Consider the following 22,310-nt stretch of genomic DNA (forward strand, 5'->3'; position numbering starts at 1 on the left):
TGGCGCTCGGGACGGCCGTGGCGGTGCCACCTTATGCGGTGTGCGTCCGCCTTGCCCTTGCCGAAAGCGTCATCCGCCCTGCTCAGGCTGCATGATGGTGCTCGTCGAAGACTCCGCCGAGTCGGTCGGTTCGGTGTAGCGACGTCGCCCTCGCGTGCGGCGTCGCGGCAGTATCACCGGTGGGGCGGCTGCCGCGGGCCGACGAGTCGCCGGCACCGCTGCCAGCGGCGCCCATCTCGCGGCGGCCGCACCCGGCGCCGTCGTGCCTGGCGTGAGAGCGGTCGGGATCGGTGTGAGACTGGGCGTGGAAGGGGTGACCCCCCGTGTCGGATCCACCGCTCGCGTCCGCCGGTCCCGACGCCGTTGTCGACGAGCATCGGCTGGAAGGGCTGATCGTCGAGGCGCAGATAGCGCTGCCGTTCGAGCTGCCCGCGCTGGCGAACCGGTGCGCCGCTGCCCTCGGCCTGGACACTGCGCTGATCTACCTCGCGGACCTGCAGCAACGGCTGCTCATCCCACTCGACGAGTCTGGGGAGCCGCTGGCGGTGGACGGTTCCACGGCCGGTTGGGCGTACCGCACGGTCTCCCCGCGGGTGGCCGGCGACGGCGACGGCGTGATCGTCTGGATGCCGCTGGTCGACGGTGCGGAGCGGCTGGGCGTGCTGGCGGTGCGGACCGCCGCGCTCGACGGGGTGCGGATGCGCCGCAGCCGGATGCTGGCCCACCTGTTCGCCATGCTGATCACCTCCAAGCGCACCTACAGCGACTGGCTCGCCGCCCGCGCCCGAACCACCGGCGTGGGGCTGCCCGCCGAGATGCTGCGGGCCTTCCTGCCACCCCACACCGTCGGCAGCAGGAGGTGCCTCTCGACCGCGGTCCTGGAACCGGCGTACGACATCGCCGGCGACGCCTTCGACCACTCGGTGATCAAGAACGTGCTGCACACCGTGATCCTCGACTCCATGGGTCACGATCTGACCGCAGGCCTGACCACGTCGGTCGCCATGGCGGCGGCGCGCAACGCCCGCCGCGGCGGTGGAGACCTGGCCGACGTCGTCGGCTCCGTCGACCAGGCGCTCGCCCGCTGGCAGCCCGACCACTTCTGCACCGGCGTGCTGTGCCGGCTCGACGCGGAGACCGGGGTGCTGCACTGGGTCAACTGCGGTCACCCACCGCCGCTGCTGATCCGTGCCGAGCGGGTGCTCGAAGGGGCGCTGGACAGCCCCCCGCAGCCCCCGATCGGCCTGGCCGGCCAACTCGCCCCGACAGCCCGGCAGGTCCACGAGACCACACTGGAGCCGGGCGACCGCGTCCTGCTCTACACCGACGGCGCCGTGGAGGCACGCGACGCGGACGGTGCGCAGTTCGGCCTCGACCGGTTCACCGACTTCATCATCCGCTCCTCCTCCGCCGGCGAGCGCCCGGCCGAGGTGCTGCGGCTGCTCATCCACGCCATCCTCGACCACCAGTGCAACCACCTACGGGCCGACGCGACCATCCTGATCTTCGAATGGCGCCCACAGAACCGGTGACGCGGTGCTGCGCCGAGATGGCGTTGTTCGGGGTGGCGCCGTCCTCGATGAGGCCGAGGACGAACGTGGGGGCTCATTGGGGGATGGTCGGCGGCATCTTCTCGCTGCTCAGGCTTACCGTGCAGGTCGCAGGCGCCGTCGCCTATTGCTCCTTCGTCGTCGACGGTGTCGTGGTGGCGGCTCTGACGGGCTGGTCGCACGCGCGAGTGTCGGTGACGGTCCGCAGTCGCGCAGGCACCGCCGCGTTCCTCGGCCGCGCATCCGGTCGCCGGGGCGCTGGGCTGTGGCGTAGGCGCTGACTTCAGCTCGGCGGCGTCACCGATGTCAGGCGCGCGGCGGCCCCCTCGGGAACGCTGTCGCGGGGGAGCCCGCAGCGATTGACCCTGGAGAGAGGGAGAGCTCGACTATGGAGGGCAGTGCGGTGTCTGCTGTCTTGAACGAGGGAGCATGGCGTTCGCCACCGGTCCTGCCCGAGTGGTCGCGCAGGCTCACTTTCGTCGGCTACGCGTTGGTCACGATGGCCGTGCTGGCCGATGTCGCGACGGGGCCCGATGTCACGCTCTCCCCGATCCTGGCCGCTTTGCCGGTGGTGGCAGGCGCGGGTACTCGCCGGGCCGCGATCCCGCTGGCGGCCGGGACGGTCGCCAGTGTCATCGTTGCCGGTCTGGCACTTTACGACAGCGAAGTTCCTCTGGTCGTCCACGTGACCGCCGCGGCCACGGTGATCGCGGTCACCTTCTTCAGCTGCGCCAATGTCATCGTGGTGGCGACCCAGGAGCGCGAGCTGGCCAGGGTACGCACGGTCGCTGAGGCGGCGCAGCGGGCGCTGCTACGCCTGGTGCCCCGGCGGGTGGGACCGCTGGTGGTCGCGGTGCGCTATGTGGCGGCGGAGGCCGAGGCGCGGATCGGCGGGGATCTGTACGAGGTGATGCGGACCCCGTACGGGGTGCGGCTGTTGCTGGGTGACGTGTGCGGCAAGGGTCTGGGCGCGGTGGAGACCGCTGCCGACGTGCTCGGGGTGTTTCGTGAGGCTGCCCGGGCCGAGCCGGATCTGGCGGAGGTGGCCAGGCGGCTGGACTCGGCGCTAGCCCGTCGGCCGGCGAGCGAGGAGTTCGTCACGGCGGTGCTGGTCGGTGTCCCCGATGCGCCGGGACCGGCGGTCGTGGTCAACTGCGGGCACCCGCCACCGTTGCTGTGCCACGCCGGTGAGGTCAGCGCGGTGGAGCCGCCCGTCGACGCACCGCCGCTGGCCCTGCTCGACCTGGTCGGCGGGACCTATCACGCCCGGTCGCTCATCTTCGAACGCGGCGACCTCCTGTTGCTCTATACGGATGGCGTGGCCGAGGCCCGGGACGCGGCCGACCGGTTCTATCCGCTCGCCCAGCGCCTGGCGGCGATGCCGCACGGGGAGCCGGACTCCCTGCTGGACGATCTCCTCCTGGACGTGCGGGCCTACGTCGGTTGTGGCCTGACCGATGACGCGGCCCTGCTCGCCGTCCGCCGAGAGCAGTGAACCGCCGCACTGCCGATCGTGAGCCATCGACGCACTCGGCCCTCGGTGCGACTACCAGGGTGTTTTCGACAGGGGGAACGAGAGTCAGTCGGGCAACGTGAATGAGAGCGTCTGTAGAGGTGGTGGACACTGAGGTAGATCCATGATCGACAACGAAACGAGAGCCACCCCTTGCGAGTGATTTCACCCGACATGACCCGCAGTGGGGATCCACTGTTCGACTCAGCTGTTGCATCCGTCGCGGTCTACAGCGACCGCGCCGACGACTATGCGGTTACCCACGCCCCCAAAATGGCTGACCAGGTCGGGCGGTTCGCCAACTCGCTGCCGACTCCCTCGCTGATCCTGGACGCCGGTTGCGGCCCCGGCCGCGACCTCGCGCGATTCGCCGCCCATGGTCACAGCGTCCGAGGTGTCGACCTCAACCCGGTGTTCGTCGCCATGGCCAACGCCCACGCACCCACCTCACAGTGCGACCTGCGCGACATCGGATCTCAATTCCCTGCTGGAACAGTCGACGGGATCTGGGCCTGCGCATCGCTCGTGCACCTTCGCGAGTCGGAGACCGTGGACGTGCTCGGCCAGTTCGCCAGGCTACTGCGCCCCGGCGGCAAGCTGTACGCGTGCGTCAGGTCCGTCGGCCACACCGGCTGGCTCGATGAGCCCGACGGACGACGCTGGTACACGGTGTGGGACGCCGAGGCGTTCGCTGACGCAGTCGCCGACGCTGGGTTCGAAGTCGACCACATCGACCGGGGCATGTTCGTGGAGGTATGGGCCACCCGCAGCCCCATCAGCAGTCCGTAGCCGACAGCCCCGCGGGAACGACCGCACCAGGACGTCAAAGGACCGTAGCGTGTTGCGGCCAAGTGGAGCAGTCGACGACATTCCTCCGAACGCGGGCGTGTCACTCCCCCAGTCAAGGTGGCTCTCACTTGAGGCCACCGTGCGGGGATCAGTCGACCCGTGCGGAGCGCCGGTTCGACCGTTTGGCTGGCGACGGACACTCGCATGCACGCCAGCGGCGGAAAGCTGACTCGGTCTGTGCCAGTTTGTAGCTGACGACTTGACAGGCACTGGCGGCACGACGGGGTTCGATCCACCGTCTGAGAGTCGGCCCGGGGACAGCGGAGGCAGCCGATGGACAGTGGCGGACGGCCGTCGGCCCCGGGCTCCGGCGGGCCGCAGCGACCGGGATCGGGGAAGCGGAGGGCGCGGGGGCGCCTCGAACGCGTTCGCGCTGCCGCGGCGGCTCGGGCTGCCAAGGGGGCCGCCCGTGGCCGGGCCCTGGTGCGGCGGGTCGAGGAGATTCCTCCGCCTCCGGGGCCGTTCCGGGCCGGTTTCTGGCGCAGCCCGATCCGCGGGCCCTGGCTGACCTCGGTGTTCGGCCTGGTGCTGCTGATCGGTATTCCACTGCTCTTCGTGACCGGCGCCCTGTCCTATGCCGCCTACAACCCCGGCCTCGGCGTACTCAACGACCAGACCCCGGGCAAGGGCGTGCTGGGTTTCTACCTCTTCGACTGGCCCACGCATCCCTACTGGCTGTACCGGCTGACCCAGGGCGTGCACGTGACGCTCGGCGTGGTCCTGGTGCCGGTGGTGCTGGCCAAGCTGTGGTCGGTGATCCCGAAGCTGTTCGAGTGGCCGCCGGGCCGCAGCGCCGCCCACGCGCTGGAACGGTTGTCGCTGCTGGCGCTGGTGGGCGGGGTGGTCTTCGAATTCGTCACCGGCATCCTCAACATCCAGCTCTACTACGTCTTCCCCGGCTCCTTCTACACCCTGCACTTCTACGGCGCCTGGGTGTTCATCGCCGCCTTCGTCGTCCACGTATCCCTCAAACTCGGCCGGATGACCCGCGCCCTGCGCTCCCGCGGCCTGGCCGCCGAACTGCGCACCGACCTCGCCCACACCCGGCCCGAGCCACCCGACCCCGACGGCCTGGTGCCGACCGCCCCCGCGCCGCCGACGATGACCCGCCGCGGAGCGGTGGGCATGGTGGGGGCGGGCTCCCTGCTGCTTCTCGTGGTAACCGCCGGACAGAGCATCGGCGGCCGGCTGCGCGGCACCGCCCTGCTCGCGCCGCACAACCGCGAACCGGGCAGCGGCCCGAACGGCTTCCAGATCAACAAGACGGCCGCAGCCGTCGGCATCAACCCGGCGCACGTCGGCCCGGACTGGCGGCTGGAGGTCCACGGCCCCGGACCGACGCTCGTCCTCACCCGCGAGCAACTCCTCGCGATGCCCCAGCAAGCCGCCGCACTGCCGATCGCCTGCGTCGAGGGATGGTCCACCCCCGACCAGCACTGGAGCGGCCTGCGGCTGACCGACCTGGCCGCCCTGGCGGGCCTGCCGGCCGCCGCAAGCGTCCTGGTGGAATCCGTCCAACCACCCGGCCCCTACAGCTCGGTGGTACTGCGGGGCAACCAGATCCACGACCCCCGATCACTGCTCGCCCTGCACGTCAACGGCGCGGACCTCTCACTCGACCACGGCTACCCCGCCCGCATCATCGTCCCGGCCAACCCCGGCGTGAACAACACCAAATGGGTGCACCGACTCACCTTCAGGACCTGACCATGGCACGCCTCATCCGCTGGTACGGCTCCGAACCCCTGCACCTCCTCGTCCTGATCGCCTCGTTCGCCCTCACCGGCTACGCCCTGGTGCGCCTGTTCGCCGAACGCCCGCTCGGCGTGGCGATCTGGTTCGTCGGCGCGGCCATCGGCCACGACCTGATCCTGCTGCCCCTGTACTCACTCGCCGACCTCTCGGCCCAGTCCGTGCTGCGCCACCGCCCGGAACGTACTCCCGCGGTGCCGTGGATCAACTATCTGCGCGTGCCCGCCTTCCTGTCCGGTGTCCTGCTGCTCGTGTGGTTTCCCCTGATCCTCAACCTGTCGACCCCCTACCAGGGCGACACGCGGCTGCCGGAAGACGTCTACCTCCGCCGATGGCTGGCGACCACCGCCGTGCTGTTCGGCGCGGCAGCGATCGCCTTCGCGCTCAAGCTCCGCCGCGCCCGACGGGCCGCCCGAGTAGACGAGGAACGACCCGCACCAGGTCACGACGCACCGTGACGACCGACGAGGAAGCGCCGTCCCACGCCGGCGCAGACCCCTACGCGCACGTCCTGCGCAGCGGCCACGGACCGGTGTACCTGCGGCTGACGGACGGGCGCCGGATCCGGATGCCGGTGCACCGCTGGTACGCGCAGCCCACCGGGGCCGACGAATCCGTGCTCAACCGCTGTGTCGGCCCCGTTCTCGACGTCGGCTGCGGACCGGGCCGGCTCTGCAGAGCGCTCCTGGGCCGCGGATTTCCCGCACTCGGCGTCGATGCGGCTCCCCTCGCGGTGGCCCATACCGTCGCTCTCGGCGGCAGAGCACTGTGCCGATCGGTCTTCGACCGGCTACCGGCCGAGGGCGACTGGCAGACCGTCCTGCTCATCGACGGCAACATCGGTATCGGCGGCGACCCGCATGCCCTGCTGCGCCGATGTGTCCAGCTTGTCAGCCCGACGGGTGTACTCCTCGTCGAGGTCGGTCCGCATGACATCGAGGAGCTCTGCACCGCCTGGTTCGAAAACGTCCACGGCCACAGGGGGCCGTTGTTTCCCTGGGCGCGGCTGGGAGCGCCGGCGCTCCGCAGGATTGCCCGGGACTTGGCCCTCGGCGTCACCGACCAGTGGCAGAGCGGCCGCCGATGCTTCCTCGCCCTCGGCCGCCAGGGCCCACCCTCGGGTCAGCCGCGCTGAGGCCGGCTGACGGCGCGGCACAGGATTCGACAGGCGGTGCCATGGGGCCCGTCTCATCCGGTCAGGGCAACCGCCGGCGGTTGGGACAAGGGCCGTCAGCCGGTCGATCGAGGCTGTGTGTACGGGGGTTTCCCCTCGGCATCGCGGATGGCGCGGGCGGCGTTGATCAGGCCGATGTGGCTGAAGGCTTGGGGGAAGTTACCGAGGGCCTCCCCTGTGGTGGAGTCGGTCTCTTCGGCCAGTAGCCCGACGTCGTTGGCACGCGCGAGGGCGGTCTGGAAGACGTGCCGTGCGCGGGTGGTGTCGCCGGTGAGGGCGAGGGCATGGGCGAGCCAGAAGGTGCACAGCAGGAAGGCGCCTTCGTCTTCCGGCAGCTCGTCGCTGAGGTAGCGGCGGACCAGGCCGCCGCGGTCGGTCAGGTGCGTGGCGATGGCCAGCACGGTGGACCGGACGCGGGGGTCGTCGGGCGGCAGGAAGCCGACGATGGGCAGCATCAGCGTCGAGGCGTCGAGTTCCGCACTGCCGAATGCCTGGGTGAAGGCGCCCAGGCGGGGACTCCAGCCGCGCTCTTCGATGGCTTCGCGGATCCGGTCGCGCTCGTGCCGCCAGTGGGGTGCGTGGGTTTCGGCCTGGAGGGTGGATGCCATGGCGATGGCACGGTCCAGGGCGACCCAGCACATCAGTTTCGAGTGCAGGAAGTGTCTGCTGGGCCCGCGTCGCTCCCAGATGCCCTGATCCGGTTGGGACCACCGCCGGGCGGCGGTCTGTGCCGCCTGGACCAGGAGGGTGCGGATGACTGGGTCCAGACGCTCGCCGGGCGGGAGGGTCTCGTGCGCGGCGTCGAGGAGTTCGCCGTAGACGTCGAGTTGACGTTGGCGCCACGCGTCGTTGCCGCTCCGAACGGGGCTGCTGTCGCGCCAGCCGGTCAGGTGGGGCAGGAGCCGCTCGCTCAGATCGCGTTCCCCGCCGATGCCGTACATGATCTGCAGGTCGACGCCGCGGTCGAGCTGATTCACCGCGGCTCGGGCGAGGAAGTCGAAGAACTTCTCCTTCTCCTTGTGGCAGGCGGCCGTGGCCAGCGCCTGAAGGGTGAAGCTCGCGTCGCGGACCCAGGTGTACCGGTAGTCCCAGTTGCGTGTTCCGCCCACTCGCTCGGGCAGGGAGGTGGTGGCCGCCGCGACGATGGCGCCGGTCGGCGCGAAGGTCAGGGCGCGCAGCACCCGTCCGCTGTGGCTCACCTCGTCCTGCCAGGGGCCGGCATACGCGCGGTGGAGCCGCGACCACGAGCGCCAGCCGCTGGTGGTGTCGCCGAGGCGGCGTCGGATACGCCCGGCACGCCAGCGCATCGGCTCGCGCTCCCAGGCCGGCTCGACGTGCAGGGCGAATCCCAGGCGCTGCCCGGCCCGCAGCGGGATCCGACCGTGCGCCGTGGAGCCGCTCACCCGTAAGTCCACGGGGCTCGACAGGAGCAGGATGTGGGCGCCCCCGTGGGCGGCGAGTCCGCCCCGAAGGGGTGAGAGGAGCGGGTGGACCAGTCCGAACTCCGGGCGCGGCGCGTAGGCGATCTCGATGGTCACCTGTCCTTCGGTGCAGGTGATCTGTCGCAGGAGCACTCCCGGGGAGGCGGTGCCGAGCGCGTGGCCGCGTTCGCGCCGTCCCAGGGCGAGGGCGTCGCGCAGCACCGCCGTGCCGTCGGCCGTGCGGAAGGTCGTCTCCAGGACGAGAGTGTCTTCGAGGTAACGGCGGCTGATGTCGGCAGGGCCGGTGGGGCGGATGGACCAGTGGCCGGCGCTCTCGTCGAGGAGGCGGGCGAAGATCGCCGGACTGTCGAACCGGGGAAGGCACAACCAGTCCACTGAGCCGTCGGAGGTGACCAGGGCGGCCGAACGGCAGTCGGAGAGCAGGGCGTGGTCACCGATCGGTCGCGCGCTCATTCGTCGCATCCCGTCCATCTCGGGCCAGGCGAGGCGGTCCGGCGAGGACGACGTGAGGATCGCTCGCCCGCGCCGCAGGTCGCTTCAGATGCCTGAGGAGCATTGATCCCAAAGCCTCCGTTCACAGCGCATTCGCCCAGCGTCATACCTTGGCTGTAGGAGGAGCCAAGGGCGGCCCTCCGTGCCCTTGATGGCCGCACGCACGCCGTGGCTGGCCTCGCGGCTTCACGAGCTCGGGAACAGGGGACCGCCCGCCATCAGGCCGCCGTCGACCAGGAGGATGTGCCCGGTGACATAGCTCGCCTTGTCCGACCCCAGGAACTGGACGGCCTGGGCGATCTCCTCCGGGGTGCCCGGCCGGTGCATGGGCAGGACCGAATCGACCGCCTCACGCGCCGTGTCGTCGCCGGTGAACCGCTCGTACATGGGGGTCCGGGTGTAGCCGGGCGCGACCGCGTTGACGCGGATGCCGTGAGCGGTGCCTTCGAGCGCGGCCGCCTTGGTGATGCCGACGACGGCGTGCTTGCTTCCGACGTACAACGTCGCCCCGGGGTAACCCATCAGGCCGAAGGTGGAGCTGACGTTGACGATGCTGCCGCCGCCCTGTTCCCTCATGACCCGGAACTCGTGCTTCAGGCACAGCAGCGTTCCCTTGACGTTGGTGTCGAAGGTGGCCTGGTAGCGCTCGTCGGTCACCTCGGTGACGGGGCTGGGTGTTCCCTCGGTGCCGGCGTTGTTGAAGGCGACGTCGAGCCGTCCGAACCGCGCGACCGCGCGGTCGACGAGCTCCTCCACCTCGGCGTCGAAGCGGACGTCGGCACGCACGAACTCGACCGGGGCGCCGAGGTCGGACAGTTCCCTGGCGAACTGCTCACCCACGTCCTCGTGGCGGCCGGAGACCACGAGGTTCGCGCCCTGACGGGCATAAGCCAAGGCGGTGGCACGGCCGATACCGGTGAGCGCGCCCGTGATGAGGACGACGGGATCAGACACGTCGACCATCCCTTCCTGTAATCGCACAAGTGAACGACGGGTGCGCGGTTGGAACCCGCGCGACACCGGGTTCCTCTTCGGGCAGAGGTGTATCCCCCAGTACCCCTGAAAGGAAGGTGTCCCAGCCGGACGACCGGCCGCATCGAACCCGACCGCCGCATCCATCGAACGGCGGCACGTGATGGCCCGTATGGCCCGTGGGCAGCGGCCTGGACAGACCCGCCCGGCGCGGCAGGCTCGAGTTCCTGGTGGCCAGATCTACGCGGCCAGGCAGGTGTTCGGGATGGCCGTGGAGGTGTTGTCTGCGTGGAGGGCGTCTGCGCGGTCAAGCGCGGCGGCCAGGGCGACGACGGCATCGTCGGCGGAGTCCTTGAGGAGGTGGCCGTAGAGATCGACGGTGATGGCGAGGTTGGAGTGGCGCAGGGTTTTGGAGGCGACGGCGAGGGGGATGCCGGCGGCGATCATGATGCTGGCTGCGGTGTGGCGCAGGTCGTGCAGGCCGATCTTCGGGAGGTCGAGTTCGGCGGTGCGTTTGCGGAGCTGGTCGAGGACCCACTGCGGGCGAAGCGGTTCGCCGTCCGGGCGGGTGAAGACCAGCCCTTCCAGCAGACCGTCGGGGTGGGCGGCCATCTGGAGGGCGGCCTGGCGGTGGAGGGCGGCCATGGCTCTGGGGGAGAGGCTGATCCAGGCGCGGCTGGCCTCGGTCTTGGGCTCGCTGAGGTGGATCTTCCCGTTGTTCACGGCGGTCAGGGTCCAGCGGACGTAGAGCTTGCGGTCCATGAGGTGCACGTCGGACCAGTGCAGGGCGAGGATCTCGCCGCGGCGCATGCCGGTGCCGAGCATGACCTCGAACAGGTCGGTGAGCCGGTCGGCATAGTGCTCGGCTCCGTGGCGCAGGAAGGTGGCAGCCTCATCGGGGGTCCAGCAGACGCGCACGGCGGCGCGGGGCTTGGCGGGTACGGAGTGCTTGGCCGGGTTGTAGCGCAGCCGCCACGTCCGCACCGCGTGGTTCAGCGCGTTGCGCAGCATCGCCACCGCGTGGTGCACGGTGGTGCTCCCGCGGCCTGACGCGAGCTGCGCGCTGACCCAGGCGTCGATGTGCTTGGGCCGCAGGTCGATGAGCAGCATGCCGCCGAACGCCGGGACCAGGTCACGCTCGATGCACGCCCGGTAGCCCGCCATCGTGTTCGGTGCCAGCGCCGGCCGCTTCGCCTCCAGCCACTCGTAAAGGAACATGCCGACCCGCAGCGTCCGGTCCTCGTACACGCCCCGGTACTCGGCATCCAGCACCCGCGCCGTCTCCCTCGCCGCCTCCGCCCGGCTCGCGAACCCGCCCCGCCGCCGAGTCCGGCGCTTGCCGTCCTCCGGCGCCAGGTCCACCGCGTACGTCCACCGACCATGCGAAGTGTCGGCGGCCAGCCGCGGGCACCACGAACCCAACTGCTTCCCGCTGGTGCCGTCCTTGCACCCGCACCTGCGGTACACCCTGCCCCGCTTGGGACGCTGCGCCATGGAGTCCTCCTCGAACCAAGTGGTGATGGCGTGTCCAGAGTTGCGGGAGTGACGGGTGTGCCGGCAGAGCGTGCGGGGCGGGGCGTGGAGCACTGGCAAGATCGACTGGTCGGGACACGCGCTGGCGACACGCCGCGAAGGTGATCGCGGAGCATGTGCGGTGGGTAGGGCAGCTTGATCGCGCCGATTCTGCCCGCACGGGGTTGCTGCTCGAAGGAGTGGTCACAGGTCGGAGGAAGGCGTCTGTCGGTCGGCCGTGGGTTGTTGGGCTCGTACAACCCGGAGCAGGTGCGGTGCGAGGGCGCCGAGCCTCGGACCGGTCCCCGGAATACGCCACGGCCAACGCCGAGAATTCTTCGAGCCTGCAGGGAATGGGTGAGTCCGGGATTTTCGGTGGCTAGTTTATGGCTGGTGTTCGGCCCGGATCGGACTGATTTCTCCCGGCAGTTCATGGTCCCTGTCTGATGAGTTTCTCGGCGATCCTCGGGAATCGCTGGATCCTCGCTCGGAGTGGAGCTAGCCTGGAGACATGAACGTCACCCGGACCCTCCATCAAGCCCCTGACCTGGGGACCAGCTGGGGACCACACGTCATGCGCGCTGCCGCGCGACGTGCGCGAAACGTGCTCATCTGCACACGCACGACGTGTGCGTGGGCGCATTTTGAGGGGTAATAGGATATCCTGGGGGTCAAGGGGTCGCAGGTTCAAATCCTGTCGTCCCGACCAGCGTTTTCGCAGGTCGGAGGCCGTTTCCGCTTGATGGCGGAGGCGGCCTCTTTGCTTTGGTGGTCGCAATGTGGTCGTGAACGCTCGTTCACGTCGCCTCGGTGGGTGCATCCCGCAGGCCTGGGTCGCTCCAGCGCAACCACAATGCGGCTTTTGCTCGTTCGGTCGAATGATCGGGCGCAGTCGATGGGCTGATCGGACGCCTCTCCAGCGCCGAAACGCACACGGTTTCTCGGAAAATGGGCATGCCCGTGGGGCCCGCGGCGTCAGTTGTCCTGATGGGGCAGCGGGTCTGAGCTGGCGTCATGTCCGAACCGGCGGCGCCGGCTACTTTGTCGGCCCTTGCCGCGGTTTGAGCGGCTTGGTGGGCTGGGGCAGCTGAAGCCGTGCGGCTGTCAGGCCGCGTGGCTGAACAGCGGGTTCGGCAAGGGGCTGCTGGGGGCGAGGGCGTCGGTGCCACGGCGGGCGCGCGCCTCGACGAGGCGGAGCCTGGCTTCGATGGTGTGTACCGCGGCCATGGCGGTGTCCCAGGTCAGGTGGCTGTAGATGTTCGCGGTGGTCGAGAGCGTGGAGTGCCGCAGGGTCTTGGAGATGACGGCCATGGGGACGTTGCCTTCCAGGGCGAGGGTGGCGGCGAGGTGTCGCAGGTCGTGGATGGTCACGTGAGGCAGTCCGGCTTGTTCGCGCAGTTCGTGGAAGCGCTGGCGGACGGTGGCCGGGTGGAGGGGTTTGCCGTCGGGGCCTTGGAAGACGTGGTCGTTGCTGGTGGAGGCGCTCCTGGTCATGGCGCGTTGGAGGGCGGCGGCGACGCGGTCGGACAGGGGTACCCAGTTGCGGCTCTTCTTGGTCTTCGGTGCGGTCAGGACGAGTTCGTGGTTGTCGATCGCGGAGAGGGTGTGGCGGATGTACATGACGCGGTCGTCGATCCGGACGCACGGGCGTTGGAGGCCGAGTGCCTCTCCCTTGCGCAGGCCGGTGCCGATGATGACCTCGAAGAGGTCGGCGAAGGCCGGGTCGACGTTGCGGCAGTGGGTGAGGAACTGTACGGCCTGCTCCGCGCTCCAGGGGACGCGTTCGTCGGCGCGGGGCCTGCGCATGGGCAGAGGCTGGGCGGCGTTGTAGGGGAGGCGGTGGGCGCGCACGGCGGCGCCCAGGGCGCTGGAGAGCGTGGCGAGGCAGTGGTAGACGGCCTGGCGTCCACGGCCGGCTTCGAGTTGCTCGTGGGTGTAGGCGGCGATGTGGTCGTGGGCGAGCTCCTCGAGACGTATCGCGCCGAAGACGGGGATGAGCTCGCAGAGCACGTAGGTGCGGTAGCGGGCGTAGGTGGTGGGCTTGAGCAGGAACTCCATCGTCTTGAGCCACTTGGTGAGGTAAGCGGCCACCGTCTCGTGCGGATCGGCGTCGAAGCCCAGCCGGCGCCCCTCGAGGAAGCGCCGCAGCGCCGTCTCGGCGGTCCATGCGTCCTCGAAGCCACCGCGGCGCACGGTGCGCCTGCGGCCGTTGAGGGAGGGGATATCGACGGCGAAAGTCCACGTGCCGTGCTCCTGCTCGGCGAGGCGCGGGCACGTGGCGCCGAGTTGACGCCGGGTGGCATCACGGCACCCGCACCGGCGGTAGACCCGGCCTCTCCGTTGTGACCTGCGCACTTCCTCTGCCTCCTACGTTCCTGGCTCTTTGATCAGCTCGCGGAGGCTACAGGTCCCACGCCCGGGTGATCGCCTGCGACCACCATGCGATCACCAACGCGGAGTTGGGCGTCTGACCTGCGGCTCGCGGTGAGAGCCCGCACCTGGACGCGTCGGATAGGCGGGCAGGTGCCGCTTAGGCTCGGCTGGCGCCGCGTCCGCTTGCGGAGGGGTGTGGACGCCGGAATTCGCTACCGTGCGTAACCAATTAGGGATCTTGGCCTGGAGGTCCTGCGGTTGGTGGTCCAGGTGCTCAGCATTGACCTCCGATCGTGTTGGTGATATTGGGGATCAAGGTATTTGGCAACCGTGCAGCATGGCCGCCGAGTGATCTCCAGCCTGCAGATCGGCTACACAATGTCACCAAAGAAATGGGTGACCGTGGACCTGAAGGGGTCAAGCGGGCGCAGGCCGCAGCCCCAGGCCATCGGTCTGGGCTGTCGGGTGATGGCTCGGTGTCGGCTGGTGAATGGGACGCGAGGCGTGCTGTGCGGCCCGATGGCGGTGTTTCGTCCGGGACTTCATGACCGTTCAGGAGCGGGGCAGTGGCAGTTCTCGAGCACGAAGGAACGGAGGTCGGATCCCCGGGAGGATGGCTATTCGCGACCGAAGTAGAAGAACGTCATATCGACCTCTGCATGCTGGTAGGGCATCGTGTAGGAGAGGACCCAGCCGCGTTTGACGGGGAACGTCACCTCCTTGATGTCCAAGCCGACCACATAGGTGATCGGTGATCCGTCGCGGTTTAGGGACATGCGGCACTGGCCGTCGAGGTTGCCGCCATAGGCCACGGCGATCCCGTCCCGCAGGCATGTGTATGTTCCGTTGTTGCCGCTTGTGGCGCGCAACTTCACGGCGGTGGTGCCGCGGATGATATCGATGCGGTCGAATGGCACCTTTGCCTTGATTCCGGTGGCTTCGGCCGTGAGCTTGTCGATGACGTCGAGCCTGCCAGTGACGAGGAGGTCGCCGACGATCGTCATCCCGGCGTTGGCGGTCAGGGGTGCGTAGATGGTTGTCCCGTCGGGCGTGATGACGGCTCCGCGGGGGACGGTGGTGATGTCGAAGGACCGGATGGCGACGCGGTATGTCGAACCGCCTGTATGGGCCCTGGTCATCCTCAGTCGCACATAGCGGGCGGTCACGGAGAGAGTGGCGCTGTAGTCGGCGCGCCCCTGAGTGATGAGGCCACCGTGCTGGGTCCACCTCTTGTCTTCCTTCGCGCACTCCAGGGCGAACTCGGGGAGACGGAAGCTGCCATCCGGTTTGCCGAGGAGGAGGTCGACTTTGGTGAGGGTGCGTTCGCTGCCGAGGTCGATCTGTACCCAGTCGTTCGCCTGGGGGTGGTTCGCGCTCCACCAGTAGGTGTTCGGGTTGCCGTCGACCATGGAGGTGGGGAGGTGCCGGGTGCCGTCCGCGCTGGTGGAGAAGCCGAGGTTGGTGGTGGCGGTGCCGGGGCCGTTGCCGATGTCGAGGGTGCGGTTGACCACCAGGTCGCGGGTGGTGAGGTCCTGGGGGGCGACGGTGGCGGTGGTGGTGAGGGTGTGGGTGAGCGTGGCGCCGCCGGGGGTGGTGATTTCGGCTTGGAGCATGAAGCCGGTGCTCTGGTGGAGTGGCGGCGAGGTCCAACTGGTGCCGGCGACCGGTTCACTCTCCCGGTCCCAGAACATGGTGTATTTCGTGCGGTTGTCGCCGCCTCCCGTCTGCCAGGTCAGGGTGACCGTTGCGCCGTTGTCGACCAGGAGCGGGGTGGGCGTCAGGTTGCGCAGGTAGAAGTCGTGCGGCGCTTTGATCACCGGGTCGAGGGTGGTGGGTTTGGTCCCGGACGTGGTCACCTCGGTCACGCCGATCGTCACCGCGCCTTCCACCCTGTTCACGGTGAAGCCGGTCACCCGCAGGGTGAGCCACCAGTCGGTGGGGAGGACGATGGGTGCGATCTGGGGCGTCAACTCGACGGCCAGAACGGTGCCGTTTTCTTGCAGCTCTTTCCTGGTCTTCCAGTCGCCGGCGCCCTCGCCTACGGGGACGGTGCCGATGCCCTCGGGGCTGGTGAGTTCCGCCAGGTCGTTCGCACCGTCTCCGATGGGGATCTTGAAGGTGATGCTGCGGCAGCTGACTGCCGCATCCTTGTTGCTGATGGTGAAGATCAGCGTGCCGGGGATGGGCCTGGATGGTGTGCTGACGTTCAGTGGATCGGGCTCGGTCTCCACTTCGTAGGTCAGCAGTGTGTCGGTGGCGAGGGCGCGCACGGCCATGTCGGTGGCTGCTCCTTGGCGTTTGGGTGGGGGTGGGTCAGTCGTGGCGGGGGCGCAGCTGGAGGTAGCCAGCGCGGGCGGTGGGTACGGGGTCGTCCAGGTAGGCGGACTTGTCGGCGGGCAGGATGGGCAGGCGGGCCCAGTTCGGGACGCCGGTTGTTTGTGCGAGGGGTTCGGCCCAGGTCCAGTTGCCGAACCAGGCGGCGGGGCGGGGCATGACGATTCCGTTGTCGCCGGCGTTGGTGGTGGCGGTGAAGGATCGAATCGCGATGGGTTGCGTGCTGGGCGCGGTGAACCGGATGCGGATGCGGGCGGCGGTTACCGGTGCGGCGGGGGTGTAGTGGATCTCCGTTCCGGCCGGGTAGGTGGCGTGTTCCGTCCAGCCGGTGGCTTCGGTGAAGGTCTCCAGGACGCAGGCGGGCAGCGGATGGCCTTCCATGGGGTCACCGGGGTAGACGTCCACGTGGGTGATGTCCTCTTCGGTGTCGCCGCCGAGGTCGAGTTCGATCCACTCTTCTTGCGCCGCGGGGTGTTCGCTGAGGTAGTGGCTGCCGAGGTTGCCGTCGAGGAGGTGGGCGAGGTGGTGTCCGGGTGCTTCGCCGAGGCCGGGTGAGGCGGTGGCGGTTTGCTCGCCTGCGCGGGTGGGGGCGAGCAGGGGGTCGAGCCGGAAGGACGCCTCGATCCTGGTCAGGGCTTGCTGGACGAGGTCGGAGTCGAGGGTGAGGTCGGCCACGGGGAGGATGTCGGTGGTGGCGTGGATCGCGGCGTGCGGGTCGGCGAGCAGGGTGAGGTGGTGGATGACGGGTGGGGTGTCGCTGGGTGTGGCGGGCAGGGCCAGGTCGGTCCCGTTGGTGATGGGGGTCAGGTAGGGGTGGGTGGCGAGGTCTGCGGCGACGATGCTGAGCCGTGCGTAGTCGGTGGCGGTGCCGGGGCCCTGGCCGCTGGCGTAGTAGCCGATCAGGCCGTCGGTCAGCAGCTCGGGCGAGCCGAGCCGGACGGGCCAGTGGTAGTCGAGGTATTCCGCCCGCTCGGGGACGAGGATCTTCCCCCAGGCGGGGGTGGTCAGGGGCGGGCCCTGCAGTTGGACTTCGAGTTCGGCGCGGACGAGGGCGACGGGGCGCCCGATCAGGCGGGCCGGGCTGCGGTCGGTCTGGGGCGATCGGTCGGTGACGGACTGGAGGGACTGGTCGATGGTGTGCACCAGGGCCTCGAAGGCACCGGGGGCGTCTTCGTGGTCTAGCAGGGCGGTGAGCATCGCGGCCAGTTGCGGGAAGTCGTCCCTGAAATCCTGGTCCGAGGGGCGCCCGTGGGAGGCGTGCGGCAGGACCGTCCAGGCCAGGCCGGTGCCCTCGCCGACGACACGCAGCTCACCGAGGGGCGCGCCGTCGGGTGCGTACACCAGGATCGTGCGGTCGAGGTAGTTGAGCATCAGCCAGCCGACGACGGGCGTCTGCCCGGGATCGCCGACAGAGGGCAGCCCCGGGTAGGCAGCGTCGTCCCTGGCGCGTACGGCCTCCAGACGCACCCGGGCAGGCTGCATCAGCCGTGGCGTCAGCTGGATGAAGCGCCAGTCGTCGTTGGGCTTGGGCAGTCCCGGCTTGGTGTACAGCGGCTTCGTGGGGTCGGGGCGGACACTGCCGGCCTTTTCCGGTTGCGGCTGCATGGAAGCTGGATCTTCGCTGTTGAGGGCCATGAAGTCGAAGGTGCGGCCGAACCGGTCGATCATCTGCAGCCTGTTGAAGTAGAACTGGCCGGCACGCACGGGCTGGAAGCGGCCCTGGTCGGGCCGACCCGGGAGGTCTGGTTGCGGGACCCGCAAGGCATCGCCGAAGCGTTCGAATAGTTCGGGGTCGGCGTCCTCGTCGGCGTCCTCTGGTGAGGGGACGAGCCGGGCGGTGCCGTCCTGTTCGAGCAGCCAGTCGTTGAAGCCGTCCAAGGTCTGGGACAGCACGTCGAGTTCGGCGTAGTAGTCGAGAAGCCCAGACAGGCCCTGGGCCTCGGCGGGGGAGAAGGTGTTCAGGTAGCGCTTGGCCTGTTCGCGCAGCACATAGGCGGTGGTCGGGGCGAGGAAGGAGCGGCCCTGGAACACCGGCCAGAGGTGCTCGTCACCGCCCAGGGACAGCGCGTTGGTCCCTTCCCATGAATACCTCGTGCCGTCGAAGGACCAGTTGTCGGTGGAACCGGTGCGGAAGGGGGTGGCGCAGTAGCGGATGTTCCACTGGAGGTACATCGGGGTCCAGGGCTGCTCCCACATGCCGGTGTACTCGGGCAGCGCGCCGGTGATCATGGAGTCGGGGTCGCCGAGGGCGACTTCGAGCGCGGTGATGTCGGGGCCCGCGGGTGTCCAGGCTGCCTTGTCGAGGAGGGCGAACTCGGCGATGAGGGTCGCGCACACCGTGGGAAGGCCTGCGAGGTTCGGCTTGGGTGCGGTGGGGTCGGGGCGCGTGGGGGTGCCGTTGATGGTGATGGATTCGAGCAGGGCGGACGGCAGTCGGCAGGGCAGCGGATCGTCGGCGTCCCGGCTGAGCGGCTGGCTGGCGCCGCTGCCCCCGATGACGACGACCGGGTCGGCCGGGCTGTGGTACGGGTCACGGGCGCCGCGCTTGAGAAGGAGCTCTTCGGGCAGGTCGCGGGCCTGCGCGTAGGCCGCGATGCGTTCCTCGAGTTGTTCCGGTGTGTTGCCGACGGGCAGGCCGGGCTCACCGTTCTCACCCTGGCGGAGCGCGGCGAGGCGGTCCAGGTCCGCCTTGACCTGGGCGGCGAGGGTGCCGGCGGGGGAGGGGGCGAGCTGCCGCCTGGCCTCCTCGTCGAACCCTGGCGGGTGTTGGCCGTTGCCGGCGACGGGCAGGTTCTTCAGCCACCACACGTCCCACAGCCGGGCTCGCATGCGGGCGAGCCGGTCGGCCCTCTCGTCGTACTCGGCCTGGGCGCGGTTGAGTTCGTCCAGCCAGGCGGGGATCTGCGGCAGCTGCTCAGGCGCTGCACGGTCGGGGTCGGGGACGATCTGCCACAGGTGGCCGCCCTCGCTGCCCGCGTACCAGGCACGCCGGGTGGCCTCGTCCAGTTCGACTGCGCCGTCCGGGAGGCCGTAGGTCTCGATGGTGCCGTTGAACAGGGCCTTGACGAGTTCACCGGTCTGTTCGGAGCGGGTTTGCCGGCTGATGAGCTCTGCGGCGGCATCGGCGGTGCTGTGGCCGACCGCGAGTGTCACCTTGTCGTTGGTGGGCTTGCGCGAGATCGGGGCGGGGTCGTTGTACCGCCACGGGATGTGCAGGGCGGTGCCGTAGTAGCGCGTGTCGGTGAGTTGGGAGCTGTCGCCGTTCGCGGACCATCCCAAGGCGCGGAGCACGGCTTCCATGCTGGTGTCGGGCTCCTCCGGGGCGCCGGGTTTGGGCGGGAGGAGGCAGGGGATGTCGGCGGCGCGTTTGAGGATGTCCGCCCCGGGGTGGGAGTACCAGCCGATGACGGCGTAACTCAGGTCATTGTCGGGGGCGTAGTGGGAGCCGCCGGCATCCGCGAGGTCCTTGAGGGTGTCATGGAAGCAGAAGACGTCCATGTGGTAGCTGGCGAACGCGGCGAAGGCGGGCAGCCCCGGACCGATCGCAGTGAGGAACGGCACATACTCCTCGGGCTCGGGATCGGTCCAGGGGTCGGTGACGGTCAGCTCGTGATGGCGTCCGATCTTGTCCAGGTGCAGGGGCACGGCCCCTCCGTCCGCACTGCGATCGGTGAGGTACCAGCTGGTGCCCTTCTGCCAGCTGTCTCCGTAGTCGCTGAGCGGCAGGTAATCGCTGTGCACCACCCAGCCCTTCGCCTGCCGGACACCGCCTGTGCCGTTGGAGTAGCGCACCACCAGCCAGCGGTTGGGCACCAGCGGGAAACTCGTTTCACCCGTGGCAGCGTCATAGTGACCTCGGGCGAGCGCCTCGGGCAGCTCCCACTGGATGTGGACGCCGTCCATAGGCGTCACCACGCGGGCGTCCAGCGGCTCGGGACTCTGCGCCTCGTTCAGCATGCGGCCGAAGTCCGGGGTCCAGCGAGTGAATTCACCTTCGCCGAGCTGCCGGGTGACGATGAGGGTGCGCAGGCGCACCGGGACGATCAGGTCGGTGTCAGGCATTGCGGCCTCCGTCGGCGGGTAGCAGCTTCTGCTCGAGCGGCGCGTTGATCATTTCGAGGGCGAACTCGCTGGGGCTCAGCGGAGATTCGCCGTCCCTGCCGAACTGCCGCTCCAGTGCGGGGATGAGGCCGGTGTCACCGTCGAGCAGGTTCAGCACGTGGTGCGTTCCGGGGCGCAGGTGGCGGGTGAAGACCGTGGTGGAGTCGGTCGGCCACTCGATGCCGTTGGGGGCGCCGAGTTCGGCGTCATCGCCGGCTTCGAGGTGGCGCAGGGAGAGCTTGCCGCCAGAGGTGACGCCGAAGTGGATGCCTTCGCCGGGTTCGCGGATCACGATCTCGTCGGGGACATCGTCAAACAGGAGGAGCAGGACGTCGGGGGCCGGATGGTCGCGGCGCAGTTCGGTCAGCGGCAAGCCGTCCGCGGAGTAGGCGACGAGGTCGAACTCGGGCCACGCGGGGACGAGTGCGGAGCGCAGCAGCAGCCCGGTGGCGGGGGGTGTGCTCAGGGTGCGGGCCGCGATCGCGGCCTGCAGGGTGTCGTCGAGCTGCTGATCGAGGCTGGTGTGCACACCGACGCTGCGGGCGCCGTTGCGCAGTGCCTCCAGCCAGTCCGGGTCGATGCGGAACAGTCGCAGTGACTCCGGGGGCAGCATGCGCGCATCGGGCACGAGGTAGCCGAAGGGGATGCCGTGGAGCCGGTCGAGGCGTTCCATCCAGGCGGGCAGGCCGTTAGTGTGCCGCTCGGCGGTTTGCATCAGGGCGGTGCGCTGTGCGGTCATGCCGAGCAGCAGCCGGCGGTCGGCGCGGTTGCGGCGCGCCGCCGGTGGTGGTGGGGGCGGTTCCTCCACCAGCAGTGTGTGCTGCCCGGTGGCCAGGGCGCGGCGGATGTCGCCGCTGCGGTGGGCGAGGGTGCGCAGCCAGCCGAGGTTTGGGCGCAGCTGGGTCTCGGGATCGGCGGGAGTGCGGCCGGGTGCGGGGGTGGCGAGGCGGGCGCGCGTCGGGTCGGCGGCGATCGCCATCAGGGCGACGGCCTGGTTGGACAGTTCGCGGCGGGCGCGGACGAGGTCGGCGCTGTAGTCGGGGTCGGCGAGGGCGAGGGTGCGGCCCAAGGTCCAGGCGGAGGCGTAGCTGACGTCGTAGACGCCGTAGTCCTTGTCGTAGATCAGGGCGTGGTCGGCGGTGGTCTGGGTGCGCTGCGGTTCGTCGTAGCCGGTGGGCAGGTCTTGGGCGGTGACGGGGGTGCAGGGGCCGCGGTACCAGGCGTAGCTGAGTTCGCCGGACAACAGCCGTTGGGGGATGGGCACGTAGCCCAGGCGCAGCCGCTCGCGGGCGTACTGCTCGTCGGCGTCGGGGGCACCGCCCGGGTCTGCGGCCGGCTCCAGGCGAAGGGCGAGGCGCTCGGCGGCTGCCGGGTTGTCGCCGAGGCTCGGGGCGACCAGTTCCTTCAGCAGGCTGTGCGGGTCGAGGTGTCCGGTGGGGTCGTGGGTGAAGGACCAGGACCACAGGGCGGCCAGCCGGATGTGGGTGGCCCCGGGGGTGAACTCGCCCTTGAGCGGCTTGTCGTGGCCTTCGAGGGAGACCAGGTGGACGCTGCGCGGGCCGATCGCGTCCAGGGGGAAGCGGTTGCCGGTGACGACGGCGAACGAGCCTGGGGTGAGCTTCTCGCCGTCGGCGCGGGTGCGGGGCTCGTAGACGTCACGGACGTGGGTGAGGTAGTCCAGCTCGTCCTCGCGCGGAACGAGGGCCCTGAACAGGTCGATGGGCACGTCGATGGTGCGGCAGGTGGAGTCCCGGGTCTTGGGGTCCAGGCCGCTCAGGCGGATGGCCGGGGGCTGCACGATGGAGTCGCCCGGCTCGCAGAGCTCGGCGACGGTGCGGGAAGTTGCGATGCCGATGCCCTCGGGATCGTCGGGCAACTCGCCGGCCTGGAACATCAACAGGGCCATCCAGGGGGCGCGGGCGGCCCGCGACGACCACCTGACCTCGCGCTCCCACGGCAGGATGGACCGGCTGAGGGTGATGTGCGGCAGGATGGTCCGGTAATTGCCCGAGGAGGCAGGCGGCGGGTACACCGCCTGCACGGAGGACTCGTCGAGAACGAACTGGACCGCCCGTACTTCGAATTGGGCGCCGACGCCTTCGACCCGAGCGCCGGGGGTGGTGATGTCGACGCCGCCTTCGGTCAGCTCGTGTTCGGCGTGGACCTGGTACTTGCCGGCGGTCAGGCGGGGAGCCAGGTAGTCGTAGAACGTGATGTTCAGGTCGGGTCCGGTGGCCACGGAGGCT

General features: G+C 69.6%; 13 protein-coding genes. 6 read left to right on the forward strand and 7 right to left on the reverse strand.

Annotated features, from left to right (window positions below):
* Nucleotides 1-323: 323 nt before the first annotated feature.
* From ABZW30_RS08640 to ABZW30_RS08665, 6 genes are all read left to right on the forward strand, one after another.
* On the forward strand, nt 324-1,532 hold the full coding sequence (locus ABZW30_RS08640; protein ID WP_355670296.1) for a PP2C family protein-serine/threonine phosphatase: 1,209 nt from the start codon (nt 324-326) through the stop codon (nt 1,530-1,532).
* Between the two features lie 406 nt (nt 1,533-1,938).
* Entirely contained in the window at nt 1,939-3,045 is a 1,107-nt protein-coding gene (locus ABZW30_RS08645; protein ID WP_355670297.1) for a PP2C family protein-serine/threonine phosphatase, read from the forward strand.
* A gap of 291 nt (nt 3,046-3,336) precedes the next feature.
* The gene (locus ABZW30_RS08650) at nt 3,337-3,852 is read left to right on the forward strand and encodes a class I SAM-dependent methyltransferase (protein WP_355670298.1); all 516 of its coding nucleotides are present in this window, start codon (nt 3,337-3,339) and stop codon (nt 3,850-3,852) included.
* A gap of 483 nt (nt 3,853-4,335) precedes the next feature.
* Nucleotides 4,336-5,619 carry a molybdopterin-dependent oxidoreductase gene (locus tag ABZW30_RS08655; protein ID WP_355670299.1) on the forward strand — a complete coding sequence of 428 codons (1,284 nt, stop codon included), beginning with the start codon at nt 4,336-4,338 and terminating at the stop codon, nt 5,617-5,619.
* A 2-nt stretch (nt 5,620-5,621) separates the two neighbouring features.
* Nucleotides 5,622-6,122, forward strand: coding sequence for a hypothetical protein (locus ABZW30_RS08660; protein ID WP_355670300.1), 501 nt, complete (start codon nt 5,622-5,624; stop codon nt 6,120-6,122).
* On the forward strand, nt 6,119-6,799 hold the full coding sequence (locus tag ABZW30_RS08665; protein ID WP_355670301.1) for a methyltransferase domain-containing protein: 681 nt from the start codon (nt 6,119-6,121) through the stop codon (nt 6,797-6,799). Before ABZW30_RS08660 ends, ABZW30_RS08665 begins: the two co-directional genes overlap by 4 nt.
* A gap of 95 nt (nt 6,800-6,894) precedes the next feature.
* Here the strand turns inward: ABZW30_RS08665 and ABZW30_RS08670 are convergent, their stop codons facing one another.
* The 7 genes from ABZW30_RS08670 to ABZW30_RS08700 form a co-directional block, all read right to left on the reverse strand.
* Nucleotides 6,895-8,733, reverse strand: coding sequence for a glycoside hydrolase family 15 protein (locus tag ABZW30_RS08670; RefSeq protein ID WP_355670302.1), 1,839 nt, complete (start codon nt 8,731-8,733; stop codon nt 6,895-6,897).
* 225 nt (nt 8,734-8,958) lie between these two features.
* Complete coding sequence (locus tag ABZW30_RS08675) at nt 8,959-9,792, reverse strand: glucose 1-dehydrogenase (protein ID WP_355670303.1); 834 nt, start codon at nt 9,790-9,792, stop codon at nt 8,959-8,961.
* Nucleotides 9,793-9,984: 192 nt separating this feature from the next.
* The gene (locus ABZW30_RS08680) at nt 9,985-11,238 is read right to left on the reverse strand and encodes a site-specific integrase (protein WP_355670304.1); all 1,254 of its coding nucleotides are present in this window, start codon (nt 11,236-11,238) and stop codon (nt 9,985-9,987) included.
* Between the two features lie 1,122 nt (nt 11,239-12,360).
* Complete coding sequence (locus tag ABZW30_RS08685) at nt 12,361-13,611, reverse strand: tyrosine-type recombinase/integrase (RefSeq protein WP_355670305.1); 1,251 nt, start codon at nt 13,609-13,611, stop codon at nt 12,361-12,363.
* A gap of 635 nt (nt 13,612-14,246) precedes the next feature.
* The gene (locus ABZW30_RS08690; protein ID WP_355670306.1) at nt 14,247-15,905 is read right to left on the reverse strand and encodes a discoidin domain-containing protein; all 1,659 of its coding nucleotides are present in this window, start codon (nt 15,903-15,905) and stop codon (nt 14,247-14,249) included.
* Nucleotides 15,906-15,942: 37 nt separating this feature from the next.
* Nucleotides 15,943-20,025, reverse strand: a complete 4,083-nt coding sequence (locus ABZW30_RS08695) for a discoidin domain-containing protein (protein WP_355670307.1) — start codon at nt 20,023-20,025, stop codon at nt 15,943-15,945.
* Nucleotides 20,018-22,303, reverse strand: a complete 2,286-nt coding sequence (locus tag ABZW30_RS08700) for a hypothetical protein (protein WP_355670308.1) — start codon at nt 22,301-22,303, stop codon at nt 20,018-20,020. Before ABZW30_RS08700 ends, ABZW30_RS08695 begins: the two co-directional genes overlap by 8 nt.
* Nucleotides 22,304-22,310: the final 7 nt, after the last annotated feature.

It is taken from the genome of Kitasatospora sp. NPDC004669, assembly GCF_040609455.1.
Taxonomy (GTDB): Bacteria; Actinomycetota; Actinomycetes; order Streptomycetales; family Streptomycetaceae; genus Kitasatospora.

Excerpts from the sequence above, each read along its gene's own strand:
- ABZW30_RS08695 (WP_355670307.1), bottom strand. The coding sequence starts at position 20,025 with ATGCCTGACACCGACCTGATCGTCCCGGTGCGCCTGCGCACCCTCATC.
- ABZW30_RS08680 (WP_355670304.1), bottom strand. The coding sequence starts at position 11,238 with ATGGCGCAGCGTCCCAAGCGGGGCAGGGTGTACCGCAGGTGCGGGTGC.
- ABZW30_RS08645 (WP_355670297.1), top strand. The coding sequence starts at position 1,939 with ATGGAGGGCAGTGCGGTGTCTGCTGTCTTGAACGAGGGAGCATGGCGT.
- ABZW30_RS08660 (WP_355670300.1), top strand. The coding sequence starts at position 5,622 with ATGGCACGCCTCATCCGCTGGTACGGCTCCGAACCCCTGCACCTCCTC.
- ABZW30_RS08670 (WP_355670302.1), bottom strand. The coding sequence starts at position 8,733 with ATGAGCGCGCGACCGATCGGTGACCACGCCCTGCTCTCCGACTGCCGT.
- ABZW30_RS08690 (WP_355670306.1), bottom strand. The coding sequence starts at position 15,905 with ATGGCCGTGCGCGCCCTCGCCACCGACACACTGCTGACCTACGAAGTG.
- ABZW30_RS08650 (WP_355670298.1), top strand. The coding sequence starts at position 3,337 with ATGGCTGACCAGGTCGGGCGGTTCGCCAACTCGCTGCCGACTCCCTCG.